Consider the following 19,972-nt stretch of genomic DNA (forward strand, 5'->3'; position numbering starts at 1 on the left):
TTTTTGGTTTTTAATAAGCAGCCATTATTCAGTAATACATATTTACGAAGCTGAGCTCCGGAGGAGCGGTATATCTATAGGGAATAATTAGGTAACTATTCGGGAGTTCCGGAGGAACGGCATATAATCGTAAACATATGCCGCTCCGCTGGAGCTCTGCTCACTCTTGTGTGCTATATTGCTATAAACATGTCACCCCTCTGGGGTTCAATAATTGAAAATCCGCACGATTGATGTTTATCGGTTGAGTTAAGCTACTCCCTCTCCTTTGGTGAGGGCCGGGGAGAGGCTTACACCAATTCCACCACCGGCATTACATTCCTTAAAATATCTTTCAGCTGTGCGATTTCGTCATGGTACAGCGTGTTCTTGCGGCACCCGAAATACAGGGTGTTTTGCAGTTTTTTTTCGCCGCCCCAGACCAATTGTATCTTACCCTCATCTATTTCCTCGTGGCACAGGAAATCAGGCATTACGGCCAGCCCCGTATCACCCGAAAGGCAGCGTACTATAGAGTTGAGGTTGGGTACTATAAAGTTCGGCCTAAAGTCGGGCCTATGCCCAAAGTTCAGTTCCCAAAAACGGAACAAGTGTTCCATATCGCTTGTGGTACCGTACCATTTGTGGTTTTTAAGCCAACGTTCGGCAGCGGCCTTATCGTTATCGCCACGGTAAAGCAGTTCGTGCAGCTCGGTAGTATTTACCTGGCTACCGCCTACCAGTACTATGGTTTCATGTGAAAATGCCTCGTGTACCACACCCTGTGCCTCGCCTTTCTGTGGGGTTACAATCAGGTCGATTATACCCTTATCAAGGTTGTCCAGCATTTCGGGGTATTGCCCAAAGCAGGCAATCACATTGAACGGCAGTTTGCTTAGGTACTTTTCCAGCGTGGCCTGGAACATCTCGAAACACATGCCCACGGTAATCGTCGGCTTGTGCTTCTCGGTACTTTTCTGGAAGGTTTTTTCGGCTTCCTCCAGCTTAACCAGCGGTTCGTATATGGCATTATAGAGGGCTTTGGCACGTTCGGTAGGAATCATTTTACGGCCTGTACGCTCAAAGAGTTTATAACCCACATAACTTTCCAGCGCACCAAGGTGCACACTTACACCGGGCTGCGAAATAAACAATGCCTCGGCGGCGCCCGTAAGCGTGCCGGTGGTGTATATGGCCTTAAAGGTGCGGTACCATTCCAGGTTTACCATAATTAAACTATTAAAATTATAATACAAAGGTATAAATTATATTATTTTTATAATAGATAGACCCATAATAACTTTGCCCTGTATTTAAACCTAAGAATATCATGAAGAATATATTTGTAATAAATGCAGGGCAAAATTTTGCCCATTCGGGTGGCGCGTACAACAAAACTGTAGCCGCTGTAACTGAGGATTTTTTCACGAAAAACCCTAACTTTGAGTTGCAGGTAACCCATATAGACGAAGGATACAACCCGGCTGCCGAAGTGGAGAAATTCATTTGGGCCGATGTGGTGGTGTACCATACGCCCGTGTGGTGGTTCCAGGTGCCGTTTGGCCTGAAGAAATATATAGACGAGGTGTTTACCGCAGGCCATAAAAAAGGCATGTACAACAGCGACGGGCGCCATGCCGCTACGCCAAAGGTAGGCTACGGCACAGGTGGTACGCTCCACGGCAGGCAATATATGGTAACCACCAGCTGGAACGCACCCGATACGGCCTTTACGCTACCTGACGAATTTTTCCTGGAGAAAAGTGTAGATGAGGGCGTTATGTTTGGCTTCCACCGTATGAATGCCTTTACGGGCATGGAGCCGCTGCAAAGCTTCCACTTCCATGATGTGGAGAAGAACCCGCAGATTGACCGCGATATGGAACTGTACCGCCAGCACCTGCACACCATTTTTACCGATTCAACCGTAACCGCATAAGCTATGAAAGTATATTTAACCGCAATTGTAAAAAGTAAACCGCAGCACAACAACGAAGTACAAGCACTACTGCAAAGCATGGTACGCCAAAGCCGTGCCGAAGCAGGCTGCCTGCAATACGACCTGCACCGCGACAAGGCAGATGACAGCACCTTTGTGTTCTATGAAATCTGGGAAAGCGAAGCCATTTTGGCACAGCACAACGAGCAGCCGTACATTAAGGCTTTCGTAGATATTATCCCGATAAAGCTACAGGAGCCGCCGGTGATTATAAAAATGGATTTGCTGTAAATGGATTTGTAACACAGGGATATGCGGAGGGAGCTCAGAGACACACAAAGAAAAATATAAAGATACACCTCCGGTGTGAGAGCACCAAGCAGACTGATTAGGCTACAGCTTTGTGGCCTCGCGCTTTAAGCGCAATCTTATTTATTTCTTAAACAACTCTGAGAATCTCTGGGCTCCCTCTGCGTATCTCTGTGTTACTTGCCAAAAGTGGAGAGGACATTTATTAATGGTCTGAGAGTATTACCTGTGCCTTGCATTTTCGCTTAGCTGCAAAGAACAGCAACGGCAGCGATACCACAAACACCACACCGATCATAAAATACGCATCCCTGAAACTGAGTTGAGCAGCCTGTTTCGTAACAATGTTATCCACCAGTTTTACTGCCTGTTGGTACGCGTGCGATGCCGCATAACCTTTCGACATAAAGTAGTTGGTATATCCAGAAAGGCGGTCGCGCAGCAACAGGTTATCGGGGCGTATGTTAGATATGAGGTCTACGCGGTGCTGCGCCTTTTGCGTATGCAGGTAGGTATTTACAAATGCCAACCCGAACGACCCGCCGAGTTGCCGCATCATATTATTCAACGCGGCTCCCTGCGGTATTTCTGAAGGGCTGAGGCCCGATACCGCAAGTGTGGTAAGCGGTACGGTGATGATGGCCAGGCCAAGCCCACGCAGTACCAGTGTTTCGGTGATGTTTTGTGCGCTGGAATCGAGGTTGAGCTGCGACATCAGTACGCTGAAGCCTATAAAAAGTACCATGCCCGAAGCTATCATCCATATGGGGGAAATGCCCCTTTGCAGCAACCGCGCCGATAGTATAAGCCCGAAAATGGCTATAATAGCACCGGGCAACAGCAGCAATCCTGTTTGGGTAGGGGTAAAGCCTAAAAGCTGCTGTGCAAATACGGGAGTAAGGAATACCGAACTGAACAGCCCTATGCCCGATATAAAGGTGAGGATGGCGGCAAGGCTGAGGTTACGGCTTTTCAGCACGCGTAGGTTTACCACCGGATGCGGCGTTTTTAGTTGCCACCACACAAACAGTATCAAACCAAAGAATGCTACTACTGAAAGCGCTATGATATAATTGGCTTCAAACCAATCGTCTATTTCGCCGCGTTCCAGTACAATTTGCAGTGCGCCGATGCCTATGGCGAGCAGCATTATCCCAAGCCAGTCGATTTTACCGGCTTTGTGCTGTATTTCCGGCTCGGTGAGCAGCAGCCCGCAGACTACCGCTACCAGTATGCCCAGCGGCACGTTGATGTAAAATATCCACGGCCACGAGTAGAACTCCGTAATATAACCTCCTAAAGTTGGACCTATGGTAGGGCCAATAAACACCCCGATGCCAAACAGCGCACTGGCTACGTTTTGTTTTTCCTTAGGGAACAACTCAAACACTATTGCCTGCGAAACGGATAACAGCGCACCGCCACCCAGCCCCTGCAAAAAGCGGAACGATACCAGCATCCAGATGTTCGTGGCCTGCCCACAGAGGAAGGAAAACAGGGTAAAGGCAATTACCGAACCGATGTAATAGTTGCGCCTGCCGAGCTGCAATGCCAGGAAACTGGTTATGGGGATGATAATCACATTGGCGATGGCGTAGGACGTGATTACCCACGAAGTATCTTCTATGGTAGCGCCCAGGTTACCGCTCATGTAGTTCAGCGCCACGTTTACTATGGAGGTATCTATCAGCTCCATCATGGCGGCGAGGATAACTGTAACCAGCAATATTTTCCGCTTCATATTTAATTAATACCGATTGGTATATTTTTGATTAAAAAAATTACCTTGCGTTTAGCGCTGCAAAAGCTTCTTCAGGTGATTTGCGGTACAGGTCATATAACAGTTGGGTGTTGCCCACGCGTATTTCGTAATTATCGGTTTCAAGGCCTGCTACAAACTCTTCGGCTACCTGGCGTGGCGGTATTCCGGCGGCACCGCCTATTGCTGCTGAAAATTCGGTATCTACAAGGGGAGGAAGCAATTCGAATACCTTAACGGGGATGTTGTTTTGTGCCAATGCATGGCGATACGATTGTGTATACGAATGCAGCGCCGCTTTACTGGCTGAATACCCTACCAGGCTGCCCGGTATGTACGCTACTACTGATGTTACGTTTACAATAGCTGCATCAGTATTTTTGGCAAGCTGGCCTATAAGCAGTTCGTTTAGCCTTACTATTGAGAAGAAGTTGGTAGCCATCTGGCTTTCTACTGCACTATAGTTATCAGTATCGTTCACAATATCGTGAATTACGGCATGCGCACCATTGTTTATTACAATGTTCAGTTCGGGGAAGTCTTTGGCTAACGTTACGGCCAATGCTTTTGCATCTGCTTCTTTGCTGAAGTCGTTTACTATACTTGTAGCATTTTGGAGTTGGGCCAAGGCGCTGTCCAGGCGTTGTTGGTTACGGCCTGTAATGATTACCTTATTTCCTTTTGCTTCTAAAAGTTTGGCTATCTCAAGGCCGATTCCTGCACTACCACCGCTTATAAGTACGGTATTTCCTGTTGTTTTCATTTTTCTGATATTTTAAATTATAACGATTGGTATTTTATTTGAAGCAAATGTATATAAAATATACCATTCGGTATCAAAATATAGAATAGAATTTTCTTATGGTTGTATAGGGTATCTTATATACGCAAAAAGCCCCCTGCACATACAGGGGGCTTCAGCGGCATGGCGTATGCCATTTTAAGGGCTTAGAATATTATGCGTTTGCTCGCTTTTCCGTTTACGGTTTCCACCTCTACAATAAGTACCTGCTGCTCGGCAGTAAGGTTAGTTATTGTGGCTTTGGTATCGTTTACCGCTTCTTTACGAAACAGCCTGCGGCCGCGTATGTCGTATATGGTTACCACATTCATAATCGCGCTGCCGCTGTTAATGCCTATAGTAGTGCCATCAGTATATACCATAACCGTGTTGGCATCCGCTGCGGGGTTTTCTGTGTTGAGTGACTGTGTAGTGTATATCACATCAAACCTGCCTTCGTGCGTACCGGCTTCGGCGGTAAAGGTATATGCATTTTCCATGTTGTGGATGATGCCTTCGGTGTTATCCCTCAGGTATATTTTTTGCCCCTGGGCAAAGATACCGTCGGTGTGGTCCAGTGTTATGGTAAATGTACCTGCTGTAGGCAGCGTAAAGCCCATCGGTACTACATCGGTAGCTTCAAAGCCCGGCCTTGCCTGTATGGTTAGCGGGGTGTTTTCGGCTATAGAGTAGAATGATACGGTATTGCCGTCGGTAAGCTTTTTGGCATCAAAACCATAGTCAAGACCCATGGTACCGTTTTCAAAATAGCCCACCATGGCCTGGCTTGCCGTGTTGTTCTCGGCAGTAAGATTTAGCCACAGGCGTGATGCCGCAGTACTGGCCGCCGACTTAAAGAACGCCTGGCCTGCTCCTGATGCGGCACGGCGCATGCTGTTTGTGAAGCTAAGCTGTGGGTTGATGGCATCTTCTTTGGCACGGACAATAAAGCCCTGGCCCGGTGCTATGGTAAAGGCTGAAGCACTACCCGTAAAGAAATCTGCCATTTCCTGGCCGCCGCCCGGTGCAGGGTTAGCCACATAACCGGCAAGGCTAAGTGTAGCATACGATGAGCTTGAAGTGTTGTTACGTTTCCTCCACAGGTATATACCCGATGTAATATCTATAGCATTACTGTTTGCCTGTGTACCTGCTGTTGCGGCATCGGTATCACCCAGGAAGAAATCCCAAAGGTTTATAGGCGACGGATATGGGTTACCCACAGCGGTGTATCGGCCTCCCTGCATGTTTAGCGGGTACTGCACAGTACCATTGTGCGGTGTACCGGTAAAGGTACCGTTAAAGATATAGTCATCGGTACCGGCTATGTATTCGGCAGGTGTGGTAATACCGTCATTTGTAGTGCCGGTTACGTTATTGCCCAGTACATTCGGCATACGGATAAGGAAGCCTTTAGCCTCAGCAAACACTGTAGACGACACTACAGGCGAGTAGGCATCAAGGCCGTTTACGTGTACGTATTCATAAAAACGGTTGCTTGCCGTGGCAGGTGAGAAGCTGTACAGCGACCAGCCCGCTACCGGCGATGACCACATGGTATAATCCAGCCTGTACAGCGGGTTGCTGTTTTTGTGCAGGGTAATGCTGCCGCTGTTTTCCACATCGTCTTCCTGTACCAGTGCGGCATTGTCTTCAAAGGTAAGCGTGGCATTGGCATTGTCTACGGTTACCACACCTTTTATGGTAAAGGTATGGCCTGAATGTACGGTTACCGTACCGTTTGTTACCGTAAGCGAACAGGCCCTTATATCTCCCTCAGAGCTGTAATTACCGGCTATTACCGCCTGATAGTCGTAGCTGTCGGGCACGCCGTTACTCCATGCTGTACCATCCCACGTGGTGGTTATGGCACATTCTGATGACAGTTCGTAAGCACCTATATCGGTTATGCCGTTTACAAAGCGGCTCAGGCCTGCAATATCGGTAGTAATACCCGAAAGATTTGGCGTAAGCCCCGTGTTGTAGAAGCTGTTGCTGCCCGTATTAACCAGTGGGCTGGTTGCAGTAAGGGTATACAAACCGGCAGCAGGGTTGGCAAACTGTGCACTTACGCTGCCGTTTATGTTTCCGTTTGTGGTAGCCGTAAGGCCCTGTACGTGGCTGTAGCTATATTCAGGGGTGGAGGCTGCACCGCTGCCCAGGGTATACACACCCGAGGTGTTTTGCTGTATTACGGTATTGCGCACTTTTACCGATGCGCTGATGGAGTAAATACCACCGCCGTTTGTAGTGGCCGTATTGCCTGCTATGGTTACGTTGGTCAGTATGGTGTTAGAGGCCGATACGTTGTACATACCACCGCCGTTTACTGCCGTGTTTTGTACAATGGCCGTATTGGTCACTATTGCCGATGAGTTTGATACGCTGTACATACCGCCGCCGCTTTGGTTTGCCCTGTTGCCTTTTATAATAAGGTTAGTATAGGCAGGCGAAGCGTTTTGGTTGTAAATACCACCGCCAAAGCTCCTGTTTATGTTTTGGCCGTTAACGGTTAGCGTACCCGAAGCATTGGCATTACCGCCGCTTATGGTAAAGCCGTCCAGTACGGTGGCTGTGGTAAACGGGCTTGCCGATGTACCTATGGCCAGTACTACGTGGTGGGTGTTTTCGGCATTGCTGGCGGTAAGGTCGTTACCCTCCAGGTCGCCGCTAAGCACAGATGCATTTGCCGTAAGGGCAAGGTTACGCTGTGCCAATGCCGTTTCGTACCCGGCAAAACCACCGTATACCTTAACGTCTTTTACCAGCAGGAATGCTTTGTTACGGTCAGCCGGGGTAGAGGCCTCCAGCGTGGTAGGCAGGTAGGCCGGATGATAGGTACCGCCCGCAACCCAAACCTGTGTTACCGTACCCGCCGTGGCATCGTTCAGCTGTTTGGCAGCTTTAAGTGCGTCGGCTACTTCGCCCAGTGCATTGCCCCATGATGAGCCATTACCGGTTTGGCCTTTACGTACATAAAGTATACCTGCCGCATCGGGCGTAATTACCGTTGAAGGCTGTGGCGTAACACTCATTACTATGGTATTGCTGTATACTTCTGCTACAGATACGCATGCGGCATTGCTCAACATTTGTACATACACAGCAGCGTTATTGGTAAGGGTAGTGGTAGTATACGTAGCCGAAGCCCCGCTTTGCATTGTAGCGCCGTTTACCTTAAAGGTATATACCGGTGCGGTACCGCCGTTTACAGGGGTAGCTGTAAAGGTAACCGATGTCCCCGCCATAACAGTACCTGTAGGCGATACGGTTAAGGTAACCGATGGCGTTACCGGATAGCTTACCGTAACCGCTACCGGGCCCGATACTGCGCTACAGCCATTGTAGCCTGTAACCTCAAGGGTGTAGGTGCCCGACTGCGTTACCGTAATGGTTTCGTTATAGCCGCTCAGGGCATAGTCATAAAACTCGCCGTCTTTCAGCCAAATACCTTCGTAGTTTTCTATGCCGTCTGCCTGCAGGGCTACGCTTCCGCCTTCGCAGAAGGCAGTATCACCCAGCGGGATTATGGCTACATAAGGAGCACTTAGTATTTCAATTTCAAAGTCGATACTGGTTACTACCGGCGTTACCGGGCACAGGACATCACTACCCACTGTAACGCGGCACTGTACGTTTACCGTACCAGCACCCGATGGTGTGTAGCTGAATACCGCACTGTTTTCGCCCGGCTGTTCTGCACCGTTTACCAGCCATTGCAGTGTGGCATTGTCGCCTGCATTGGTTACAAAGGCTTCAAAATTAAGCGTATTGCCTATGCAGGACTGCAATTGTCCTTCAGGCCCGGTGTATTCATCATAGCTTACTACCGTAACTTCGGCAAGCAGCGGTGTGGCTATGGTTACTGCCACGGCAGCCCTTTCGCCCTCACAGCCGTTAACGGTTTGTGATACAAAGTAGTTGCCGTTTGTAATTACTGCCGATGGTGCCAATGGGCTTCCGCCGCTTGCGGTGGCATACCATTGCAGGTTATCGCCGGTGGCAGCGAGGTTTGCTACGGTACTGTTTTCGCAGAAAGTCTGTGCAGCAGCAGCCTCAGGTGCAGGGGTTGTGTGTATAAATACGTACACAGCTGTGCGGTCGCTTTCGCAGCCGTTTACCGTTTGACTTACGTAATAAATACCCGATGCAAGGGCATCGGCACCAGCCAGCGGGCTTCCGCCACTTGCTGTGGCATACCATTGCAGGTCGCCGCCGGTGGCAGTAAGGTTTGCCACAGAGGCGGCGTTACAAAAATCCTGCGCGGTGGCTACAGGTGCAGTGGTTATGATGCTTTCTACATATACCGCATCTGCCACTACGTAGCAGCCGTCTTCGGTATAGATTTCAAGCGTATAAGTACCTGTTTCGGTTACTTCAATGGTGTGGTATTCTTCATAATATGAATCGAAATACTCGCCATCGCGGTACCAGATACCGTTGTCGTGGTAACCCGTACCGTAACCCTCTAATACTACACTACCGCCCTGGCAGAATGATGTGGGGCCATTTGCCACTATGGCGGCGGTAGCATTAATAACATTTATATAGTATTCGTCGCTTTGCGCGAAGGTATCAGTATAGCATCCATCTGTATCGGTAATTGTAATTGCACAACGCACGGTAACAGATTGTGCGGTGTAGTAGCTGAAACTGCTGGTGGTTTCGCCTGCTTGTAACTCGCCGTTTACATACCACTGGTACGCAGGAGATGCACCTGCATCTGTAACATACGCCTGGAAAGTAACCGTATCGGCTGCGCAAAGGTTTCCATAGTAGTTTACCGCATCTATGTATACCGATGGTGTTACCGGCGTGTATATGGTAACCGCTATAGCAGTACGCGCGCTTTCGCAGCCGTCTACCGTTTGGCTTACGTAATAAGTGCCCTGTGAAAGCATCTCCCACGCTGATAGTGGAGTACCGTCGGTTTCGGTAGTGTACCACTGCGGGTTAGTGCCTGTGGCAACAAGGTCGCCTACAAAAGCCCCGTAGCAGAAGTTTTGTGCCGATGCTACCGGTTGTTCAGTATATGTTTCGGTAACGTATACGCTGGCCGACTGCACAAAACAGCCTTCGTACGTAAAACCTTCAAGGTGGTACTCACCGGCTGCGGTAGCCTGGTAAGTGGCAGTACCTTCGGCAGGTTCCATGTAGTTACCTTCATGCACCCAGTAAATTCCGCCGCCGTAGCCTACGTTATTAGACTGTAGTGTAACGCTGCCGCCCGGGCAGAAGCTTTCGCCATACGGCATGCTTATTTGCGGGTCGTTATGCACTACGTAAAACTGGTATTCGTCGCTCCATGCGCCGTTTGTGCTGTAGCATGGCTCGCTAAGGTCGCCGGTTACATAGCAGCTTATGGTGTGCAGGTTTGTAAGGTAGGTAGTAAACGTGGCACTGTTGCCCGTTTGCTGGTCTACCCCGTCTACATACCAGGTAAATACAGGGTAATTGCCCAGGTTTTCTGTAGAGGCGGTAAACGTAACGTTACCCTCATAGCACGAATACGACTGCCCGTTTTCCTCAGTAATAAATACCGATGGGTAACCGATGTATTCTACCGTAACCCCTACAGCAGTACGCCCGCTTTCGCAGCCGTCTATGGTTTGGCTTACGTAGTAGTAGCCTGTAGAAACAGCCACACTACCGGCAAGCGGTGTGCCTCCTGTTGGCGTATCGTACCATTGCAGGTTGGTGCCTATTGCCTGTAAGTTATCTACAATTGCGCTGTTACAATATATCTGCGGGAAGGCATCCGGTGCCGGTGTAGTGCTCTCTACAATTACAGTAAAGAAACTTTCGGCGGTGCCACAATAGCCATCATTTTGAATGTAAATGGTTTGTGTTTCGGTAATAACATCGCCGGGGTTGTACCCGTTCAGGTAGTACCCGTTATTAAGTGCAGGCAGTGTATAGCTACTGCATGTAATTACATCTGAAAAATAATCTACTTCGGTGTATGGGTGTACCGATATGTAGAAGGATTGCTCTGAAGCCCCACAATCGTTTACGGCGTATACATACAGGCTTTGTGATGTGGTGATGTAGGTACCGGCTGCTACCATATCACCCGTTCCGTTAAGGCCGGTGTAGTAATTACCCACGCTAAGGTATGGCAGTTCATAGCCGCCGCACGGATATACATCGGTTACAGGATCGAGCTGCGGGAAGTCGCTCATGGTAACTTCTACCGCAGTGCGTGGGCTTTCGCAGCTGTTAATAGTTTGGCTCACGTAGTATGTGCCACCCCATACATAGCTGTTAGGATCTAAAGGTTCGCCGCCGGTTTCATCAGAATACCATTTGCGGTTTTGGCCTTCGGCATCAAGCTCTGCCACTGTGGTATAGTAGCAGGCCGTTTGTGGATATGCCACCGGTGCCGGTGTGCTGCTTTCTATGGTAACAGTAAAGAAACTTTCGGCAGTGCCACAATAGCCATCATTTTGGATATAAATGGTTTGCGTTTCGGTAATTACATTGCCTTCAGAATAATTTATATAATAACCATTAGCCAGTTCAGGCAGTACGTAGAAGTTACAATCGGTAACATCGCTCAGGTGATCCACCTCAGTATACGGGTGCACCGATATATAGAAGGATTGCTCTGAAGCCCCACAATCGTTTACCGCATATACATACAGGCTTTGCGATGTGGTAATGTACGTTCCACCCGGTATCATATCGCCTGTGCCTTCAGGTCCGGTGTAGTAGTTACCCACGTTAAGGTACGGCAGTTCATAGCCGCCGCAAGGGTATACATCGGTTACAGGGTCGGGCTGCGGGTAATCAGTCAGGGTGACTTCTACCGCAGTGCGCGGGCTTTCGCAGCCGTCTATGGTTTGGGTTACATAATACGTACCTGCAAAAAGCCCTTCATATACAGACAGTGGGTACTCGGCAGTTTCTGTGTCGTACCAGTTAAGGTCGGTACCCGTAGCCACAAGGTTTTGTACCATTGCATCATTGCAATGCGTTTGTGGTAAAGCCGTTGGGGCAGGGGTGCTGCTTTCTATGGTAACAGTGAAGCTGCTTTCGGCATAGCCGCAGTAGCCGTTGTTGTATATGTAAATGGTTTCGGTTTCCGAAATGGCGTCGCCTTCATAATGCCCCTGGTAATAACCGTTAGTGAGTTCCGGCAGGTAATAGTAATTACATTCGGTAACGTCGTTAAGGTAATCTACTTCGGTAACAGGGTGTATGGATATGTAGAATGATTGCTCTGATGCACCACATTCGTTTACAGCGTATACATACATGTATTGTGCTGTGGTAATGTAGGTGCCACCCGCTATCATTTCGCCGGTACCGTCAGGCCCGGTATAGTAGTTACCTACACTCAGGTATGGCAGTTCGTAGCCACCGCACGGATATACATCGGTTACCGAATCAAGCTGCGGATAGTCGGTCATGGTGACTTCCACTGCCGTGCGCGGGCTTTCGCAGCCGTCTATGGTTTGGGTTACGTAGTACATGCCTCCCCATACATAGCTACTGGCGTACATAGGTATGGTGTCGTCTTCGTACTGGTACCACTGAATGTTTTGTCCTTCGGCATCCAGGTCGGCCACGGTGCTATAAAAACACTGGGTTTGTGCCGATGCCACAGGAGCCGGGGTAGTACTTTCTATAGTAACAGTAAAGCTGCTTTCGGCATAACCGCAGTAACCGCTATTGTAAATATAAATGGTTTGGTTTTGGCTGATTACATCGCCGGGATTGTGGTCCATGTAGAAACCGTTAACCAGTGCAGGCAATACATAGCCGTTGCAGCTGCTTACGTTTTCTGGCTCGTCTACTATAATATCAGGGTGTACGGTAACGTAAACCGCAGCTTCGGTAGCGCCGCACTCGTTTGTTGCATACGCATATATGGTTTGAGATGAGGTAATCACGCTGCCTTCGGGAAGTAAATCACCCGTACCGCCGGTGCCTGTATAGTACCCGCTTATAATAATGTCCTGTCCTGTAGCGGTTGAAGGAATGGTATAGCCGCCACAAACTACGGGGTTATTGTCGGTAATTACTATTGGGCCGGTTTTCAGGGTAATTTCCACGGGCGTGTACCCGCTTTCGCAGCCGTTTACGGTTTGGGTTACGTAATACGTAGCGTCCCAATATACCTGGTCTGTACCGGCAAAAGGTGTTGCACCTTCGTATTCGTACCATAGCAGGTTTTCGCCGTCGGCTTCAAGCTCTGCAAAGGTTACGCCCCCACAGTGCTCCTGTGCCGAAGCTACCGGTGCTGCCGGAGGGGTGCAGGCTACATATTCGTAAGCGCCAATGTCTATAGCACTACCCTGTATACGGGCATTGCCTGCAAGGTCTGTAGTTATAGCCGAAAGGTTTGGCGTTTGCCCGGTGTTAAAATAAGCACTATTACCGGCATCGTGGGCAGGGCTGCCTGCCTGTAAGGTATAGTCCGTTGCCGAAAGCAATGGGTTAGTACCTATGTTATTACCCATATTGTAGCCGTAGTTGCTGTTCCAGTTGGTACTGCCACTGTTTTCTATGATAGAGTAGTAGTATTCAGGGTAATAGTAACTGCTGTTCTGTATGTTTTCATCTAAGCCACTTCCGGTAGAAGTGTTGCCGTAAATGATACTGTTCCTGAACTTAGGGAATGTTGTAGACCCGCCATTATTCTCCTGGTTAGCCACCCCTCCGCCGAATAAGCCCGTATTGGCCGTTATGGTAGCATTAGTAAAGTAAGGGTATGCATACCCGCCTGCTGTGCCCACGCCGCCGCCGCCATATTCCAGGCAGGTGTTGTTGCTTATCAGTACATTGGTATAAGTAGCGCTGCTGTAGCTGGCATTCATGGTACCACCGCCCAGCGGTGCACCGGTAGAGAATGATTCTATAGATGCGGTATTGTACTTTATAGTTGTATTTATAATTTTTGGCGAAGCCATATTTGCTGTTGCCGTCGATGTCCCCGTTATATAAATACCGCCACCCAGGGTAGAACGGTTACCCGTTATAAGAAGGTGCAATAACTGTGGTGAAGACTTAACCACGTAAATACCGCCGCCATATAGTGAGTATACTGCAACGTTAGGCAGTACAACCGCAACGGTTTGGCTTGATGATGATGCCCCTTTGCCGCCGGTTATGGTAAAGCCGTCCAGTACGGCTGTACCCACACTATCGGCAGAAAGCACTACGTGGAAAGCATTTTCGCCATTACCCGATGTAGCCACACCGTTTGCATTTAGCACGTCGTTGCTGTTAAAGTCGCCACTCAGTATGGTACCCAGCGCCGTATTGGCCGCAGGCAGGTAAGGGCGCTCGTCTATGGTGGTTTCGCCTCCGGCAAAACCGCCGTATACCTTAACGTTGTTTACCAGCCTGAAGGTGCGGTTACGGTCGCCCACGGTACCTGTAGTAAGGTCATCGGGCCTGTACATAGGTTTGTACGTACCCGAAGAAACCCATATTTGTTGTATAGCCGTGTTAGTGGCTGCTGTTTTTAGTGCATCGGCCAGTTGTGCCAATGGGCTGTCCCAGCTGCTGCCGTTACCTGTGCCGTTTTGGCTTACATACAATATCCCCGCAGCCGATGGCGTAGGCACTATAACCACATTCATGGTTATGGCATTGCTTTCTACAGCATCGGTAGTGGTACAGGTAGCGTTGCCTATGACTTCTACGGTTATAACATCGTTGTTTACAAGGGTGTTGCTGGTGTAGGTACTGCTGTTATCGCCTACGGTAGCACCGTTTTTTTTCCAGGTATATACCGGGGCAGTGCCGCCGTTTTGTACCACAGCGGTAAAGGTAACGCTGTCACCCAGGGCTATAGTACCCTGTGGGCTGGCCGTAATGGTTACGGCAGGAGACACTACCGGGTTTATGGTAACCTGTACCGGTGTGGTAAGGCTTTGGCAGCCATCAACACTATCGGTAACATAGTATGTGCCCGATGCAAGCACCGCACTGCCCGAAAGCAGGTTTTGCGCATCGGCATCGCTGTACCATTTCAGGTCGGTGCCCTGTGCGGTAAGCATGCTTACGGTGGCGCCTGCGCAAAATGTTTGTGCATCGGCAGCAGGGCCGGGGGTAGTGGTTACGGTTACGCCCAGCTTATCGCTTTCGCAGCCGTTCAGGGTTTGGGTTACATAGTAAATGCCCGTACCCAATGCGGTACTGCTGCTTAGCGGCGTAGTAGCTGCCTGCGAAGCGTACCATTTAATGTTTTCGCCGGTAGCCTCAAGGGTGGCTACGGTATCGCCGTTACAGTACAGCTGGCTTTCGGCTACAGGTAACGGGGTTTCGCATGGGGCAGCGGTGTTTTCGTAAGCACCCATGTCTACAGTAGTGTCCTGTATACGTTCGTTTCCTGCCACATCGGTAGTAATGCCCGAAAGGTTTGGCGTTTGGCCTGCATCAAAATAGGTGTTGCTGCCCGCATTTATGGCAGGGCTGGTGCCTGTAAGGGTGTAGTCGCCATTGGCTACATCTGTAAACTGCGGGTCGGTATCTATATTATTACCATTGTCTGTTCCAAAGCTATCCCAACCTGCCGCGCTGCCTTCTATAAGGCTGTAAGCATACTGTGGTGTACCCACCTGCTTATACACGCTTGGCCCGGTAAGTGCGGTATTACCGTAAATGATGCTGTTCCTGAATAGCGGGGCAGTCCCGGTGTTGTACACCGCACCACCCTGCGAAGCACTGCCGGTAGCAGTATTGCCTGTTATGGTAACATTGGTAAACACTGCCGAACCTGTATTTATAATAGCCCCGCCCCGTGCATTAGCCGATGCCACTGCGGTATTACCCGTAAGTACAACATTGGTATATGAAGTGTTAGTAGTATTATAAATACCCCCACCACCACGTACGGCAGTAGAACCTGCGCTGCCTGCCGTGTTGTTTTTTATGATGATGTTTTTAAAGAAACCTGACTGGCTGTATATACCGCCACCATATGCCGAGGCGGTATTGTTTTCGATTACCATATTTTCGAACGTATGAGAGCCACTGTTAACGTAAAGCCCACCACCGCTTGATGTGGCAATGTTTCCGTTAATTGTTGCTTCTTTTATCGTAGCCGGATAGTGTCCTGTTATATACAAACCGCCACCATTAGCTGCGGTGTTTCCTGTAAAAGTAAGTGCACTTGCAGCAGGGGCGGGTAGTGTAAAGTTAAAATAAGCACCACCTCCATATGATGTTGTTGTGGCTGTTGTAGTTTGGCCAGCCGCCGTATTTTGTGTAAAGGTTACATTTTCTATTACGGCGGGAGTATAAGAGCCGCCCTGGTACAGACCACCGCCGCCGCCGCTGCCAAAGTAGCTGGGCTGCCCGGTCCCTTCGTCGTACGCTATACCTACGCCTTGTGCGGTATTTTGCTCAAAGGTTACGTCTATAAGGGAAGGGGCACATTGGGTATCAGAATACATACCGCCTCCGAATGCCTGGCCCACTGTTGTACTGTAACTGTAACTACAGTAAGCAATGTTTTTACGGAAGGTAGAATTGGTAATGTAAGGTGAAGATCCGTTAGTGTTGTAAATACCGCCACCGTAGACTATACCCATTGAATTTGTATTATACGCCCTGTTAGCCTGTATCAGTACATTGGTTATATAAGGCGAAGAAAAGAAGTTGTATATACCGCCGCCGCCGCTAGTTGACGTGTTTCTCCTTAGCTGTATATTCGTTAGCTGTGGCGATGCATAGCGGTTGTAGATACCCCCACCGTAACCGGGGTTAAAGTTACTGTTGTTATCATACCCTGTACCGCCCTGTACTATAAAACCATCCAGTACGGTAGTAGCGGTTAACGGGTTACTGCTGCTGCCATACCCTACAACTACGTGCCCGGCGTTTTCGGCAAAACCGCTTGTAAGCTGCCCATCGGTATTTAATACGTCGTTATTGTTAAAGTCGCCACTCAGTATACTGGTGTAGTTACCATCTGTAGGCAACACCCTTTGTGCAAGGGTGGTTTCGGTACCGGCAAAGCTGCCGTACACCGCCACGTCTTTAAGCAGTAAAAAGGTGTTGTTTATATTGTTAGCCGGGCCTGCGAAAGTGTCGGGTGTGTACAGCGGGTTGTAGGTACCTGCTGCTACCCATATTTGTTGTATGGTGCCCGGTACGGCATCGTTTGCCGTTTTTGCATTTTTAAGCGCATCGGCTACTTCACCCAGTGCATTACCCCATGACGAACCGTTGCCCGCAGCGCCTTTTACCACATACAGTACCGTGCCTGCGGCAGGTGCATTTGGCGAAGGGGATACGGTTACCGCTACAGCTGTTCGTGGGCTTTCGCAGCCATTTACCGTTTGGCTTACATAATAGGTTTGCGGGGTAACCGGGGTAGTGTTGCTTAGCGCTGTGCCGCCTGTAGGCTGTGTATACCACTGCAGGTACGAGCCTGTAGCTACAAGCTGTGCCACGGTATCGCCCTGGTAGCGGTTTTGTGCCGAGGCCACAGGGGCTGCAGGCACGGTAGCACAATCGTACTGGAACTCATACGCCCCGCGGTCTACCGTAGTGTTGTATACACGCGGGTTACCGGCCAGGTCTGTAGTTATGGTGCTTATATCGGGTGAGCTGCCTGTGTTGTACAAGGCATTGTTACCCACATTTATGGCAGGGCTGCCGGTTTGCAGGTTATAATCTCCTCCTGCAAACGGTGCGCTGAGGTAGCTTGGCGCATCTACAAAAAGCGGGTCGCCATTACTGTTTGTACTGCCCGGATAATCTGACGTGCAGTAGGTAATGGAATATCCGCTGCTGCCCGCAAAAGTACTGCTGTTGTTCCAGAATATACTGTTGCGGATGGCCATAACATTACCGGAAGGGCTGTAAAACAATGCCGCACCGTATATATCCCTGTTTCCGCTAAAGGTGGCGTTCGTAACGGTTATATTACTGCCGGTGCTGCTACTGTTTGTGCTTATACCACCGCCGTTATTAGATGCATAGTTACCCGTAATAAGTGCATTGGTAATGTTCATGGTAGCAGTATTGGCACAAAAACCCGCACCGCTGGTGGCCTGGTTGCCCTGTACTATTACATTTTCAAACGTTACGGTGGCACTGGAGCAAAATACTGCACCGCCATCACTACCCCTGTTACTGTTCAGGGTACTGTTGGTTATTTTAGCGGTAACGCCCGATATATAAATACCACCACCATCATTGGCGCTGTTATTACTTATCACTTCCAGCTTGTCCATTTCGGGCGCTGCCGATACCAGGCAGATACCGCCACCGTTAGAGCGGTTAACGCTTTGCGAGTTTATGGTAACACTTACACCGGTATTGCCGTTGCCCCCGGTTATGGTAAAGCCGTTAAGGCAGGCTGTGCCCACTGCACCGGCGCCCACCACCACGTGATAGGCCCTGCCTGTGCCGCCGTTGTTTGTAAAAAATCCGCTGAGGGTACTTTTATTTGCCGTAAGGGTTAAATCCCTTTGTGCCAATGTAGTTTCGGTACCGGCAAAACCGCCGTATACCTTTACGTTATTTATCAGTACAAAGGCGTGGTCCGGGTTGCTGGGGTCATTAGAACCGGCCATGTCTGTAGCACGGAACATGGGGTAGTAGGTGCCCCCGGCCACCCATATTTGCTGCACGCTGCCTGCACTCAGTTCTTTGGCTGCCTTAAATGCGTAGGCTGCTTCGCCCAGTGCATTGGCCCATGACGAACCGTTTCCGGTAGCACCCTTTTTTACATAAAGTATACCCGCTGCCGACGGCACTGCCGTAAACGAAATAAACGGGTTGCCCTGGTATTCGTAGGCACCCGCATCGGTAGTGGTATTGTAGGTTCGTGGGTTACCGGCCAGGTCTGTAGTAATGCCCGACGTGGTATAGGTGTTATTTCCAATATTAATCGCAGGGCTGGTAGACAGCAGTGTATAATCTGCCACGGTAAAAGGGGCAGTATTGCTGAGCGGTGCGGTGGTAAACTTAGGGTCAGACTGCGTATTTCCGTCGCCTGCCGTAGGTGTCCAGCTTACAATTGAATTGTTAACCGTTACTGTTGATGTAGATGAAGATATAGAACCGGTTATGACAGTAGCCGTGCTGTGCCCGTAGATGATAGAATTTCGTATGGTTGTATTAGAACCTACTAACCTCATGGCGGGTGCTGAGGTAGCAACATTGGCACTCAGCGTTATATGCGATAGGGTTAAAGGTGCATTGTTACAATAAATACCGCCACCACCTGAAGAAGCTGAGGTGTTACCGGCTATTACCAGGTTAGTAAATGTATTTGCAGTTGCGGTGTCGTTATAAATACCCCCGCCACGGCTTGAGCCGTTATTACCCATGATGATGGAGGCCGTAAGTGCAGGCAGTGATGATGTAAAGAAAAAACCACCACCGTAAGTACCCTGGTTTCGCAGTACTTTGAGGTTAGTAAGTATGGGCGATGAAGACACACAATACACACCACCACCATACCCAATACTTACCGACTGGCTGTTTACGCTTATGGTAGTAGTGGCAGTACCGTTAGCATTACCACCGCGTATGGTAAAGCCGTTCAGCTCTGCGGTGGTTACCGCCCCTGCCGATACCACAACGTGGTAGGCGTTTTCGCTATGGTTTGTAAAGGAAGTTTCAGAGTCGTTACTGCTAAAATCGCCACTTAGTATACTGGCATTGGCGGTGTTAGAAAGTACCCGCTGCGAAAGCAGGTTTTCGGTACCGGCAAAGTGCCCGTAGATTTTCACGCCGCTTTTCAGCACGAAGGCGTTATAGCGGTTGTTAGCGGTAACGGTTGCAGTGGCATCGGCACGGCGGTTTGGCTTATAGGTGCCTGCGGCTACCCATATTTGCTGGCCCGAAGACGATGCATTTATCATCGCCTGCAGGTCGGCACTGGCATTAGCCCAGCTGCTGCCCGTTCCGTTTCCGGATGCAACCGGCTTTACATAGCGTATGGTTTGCGCCTGTAGCACGGTACATGCAAGCAGGAAAAACCATAACAGCACTACGTGGTGTAAGGTAATTTTTTTAATCATAACTGGTAATTAAAGTTGTTAATTGGGGTACTACAAACTATTGTACAGAATGCAATGCTGTAGCAGAAAAAGCTGTTAAAAGTAGTTGTGCTTTAGTGGGTTATGCAAATAAATGTCGTGAACTGCACCATAAACAACGCAGATGGTACATACAGCCCGCGACAGGCATACCCGAAATGCTGCGCGTTATTTAAAAATTGAATGGTTTTGCC

General features: G+C 49.3%; 6 protein-coding genes. 2 read left to right on the plus strand and 4 right to left on the minus strand.

Annotated features, from left to right (window positions below; genetic code table 11):
* Nucleotides 1–290: 290 nt before the first annotated feature.
* Nucleotides 291–1,208, minus strand: a complete 918-nt coding sequence (locus tag ACZIX4_RS00195) for a LysR family transcriptional regulator (protein WP_463333599.1) — start codon at nucleotides 1,206–1,208, stop codon at nucleotides 291–293.
* 101 nt (nucleotides 1,209–1,309) lie between these two features.
* Here ACZIX4_RS00195 and ACZIX4_RS00200 point away from each other — a divergent pair, with 101 nt between their 5' ends.
* The gene (locus tag ACZIX4_RS00200; protein WP_463333600.1) at nucleotides 1,310–1,918 is read left to right on the plus strand and encodes an NAD(P)H-dependent oxidoreductase; all 609 of its coding nucleotides are present in this window, start codon (nucleotides 1,310–1,312) and stop codon (nucleotides 1,916–1,918) included.
* A gap of 3 nt (nucleotides 1,919–1,921) precedes the next feature.
* The gene (locus tag ACZIX4_RS00205; protein ID WP_463333601.1) at nucleotides 1,922–2,209 is read left to right on the plus strand and encodes a putative quinol monooxygenase; all 288 of its coding nucleotides are present in this window, start codon (nucleotides 1,922–1,924) and stop codon (nucleotides 2,207–2,209) included.
* A gap of 223 nt (nucleotides 2,210–2,432) precedes the next feature.
* On the opposite strand, the gene ACZIX4_RS00210 is transcribed toward ACZIX4_RS00205, so the two are convergent.
* The 3 genes from ACZIX4_RS00210 to ACZIX4_RS00220 form a co-directional block, all read right to left on the minus strand.
* On the minus strand, nucleotides 2,433–3,968 hold the full coding sequence (locus tag ACZIX4_RS00210; RefSeq protein WP_463333602.1) for a DHA2 family efflux MFS transporter permease subunit: 1,536 nt from the start codon (nucleotides 3,966–3,968) through the stop codon (nucleotides 2,433–2,435).
* A gap of 40 nt (nucleotides 3,969–4,008) precedes the next feature.
* A complete protein-coding gene (locus tag ACZIX4_RS00215) occupies nucleotides 4,009–4,749 on the minus strand; it encodes an SDR family oxidoreductase (RefSeq protein ID WP_463333603.1) in 741 nt (246 codons plus the stop codon).
* A gap of 185 nt (nucleotides 4,750–4,934) precedes the next feature.
* Complete coding sequence (locus ACZIX4_RS00220; protein WP_463333604.1) at nucleotides 4,935–19,760, minus strand: Ig-like domain-containing protein; 14,826 nt, start codon at nucleotides 19,758–19,760, stop codon at nucleotides 4,935–4,937.
* Nucleotides 19,761–19,972: the final 212 nt, after the last annotated feature.

The sequence above is a fragment of the Flavobacterium niveum genome (assembly GCF_055231775.1).

Coding starts and splice junctions, on each gene's coding strand:
- ACZIX4_RS00200 (WP_463333600.1), top strand. CDS start 1,310: ATGAAGAATATATTTGTAATAAATGCAGGGCAAAATTTTGCCCATTCG.
- ACZIX4_RS00220 (WP_463333604.1), bottom strand. CDS start 19,760: ATGATTAAAAAAATTACCTTACACCACGTAGTGCTGTTATGGTTTTTC.
- ACZIX4_RS00195 (WP_463333599.1), bottom strand. CDS start 1,208: ATGGTAAACCTGGAATGGTACCGCACCTTTAAGGCCATATACACCACC.
- ACZIX4_RS00210 (WP_463333602.1), bottom strand. CDS start 3,968: ATGAAGCGGAAAATATTGCTGGTTACAGTTATCCTCGCCGCCATGATG.
- ACZIX4_RS00205 (WP_463333601.1), top strand. CDS start 1,922: ATGAAAGTATATTTAACCGCAATTGTAAAAAGTAAACCGCAGCACAAC.
- ACZIX4_RS00215 (WP_463333603.1), bottom strand. CDS start 4,749: ATGAAAACAACAGGAAATACCGTACTTATAAGCGGTGGTAGTGCAGGA.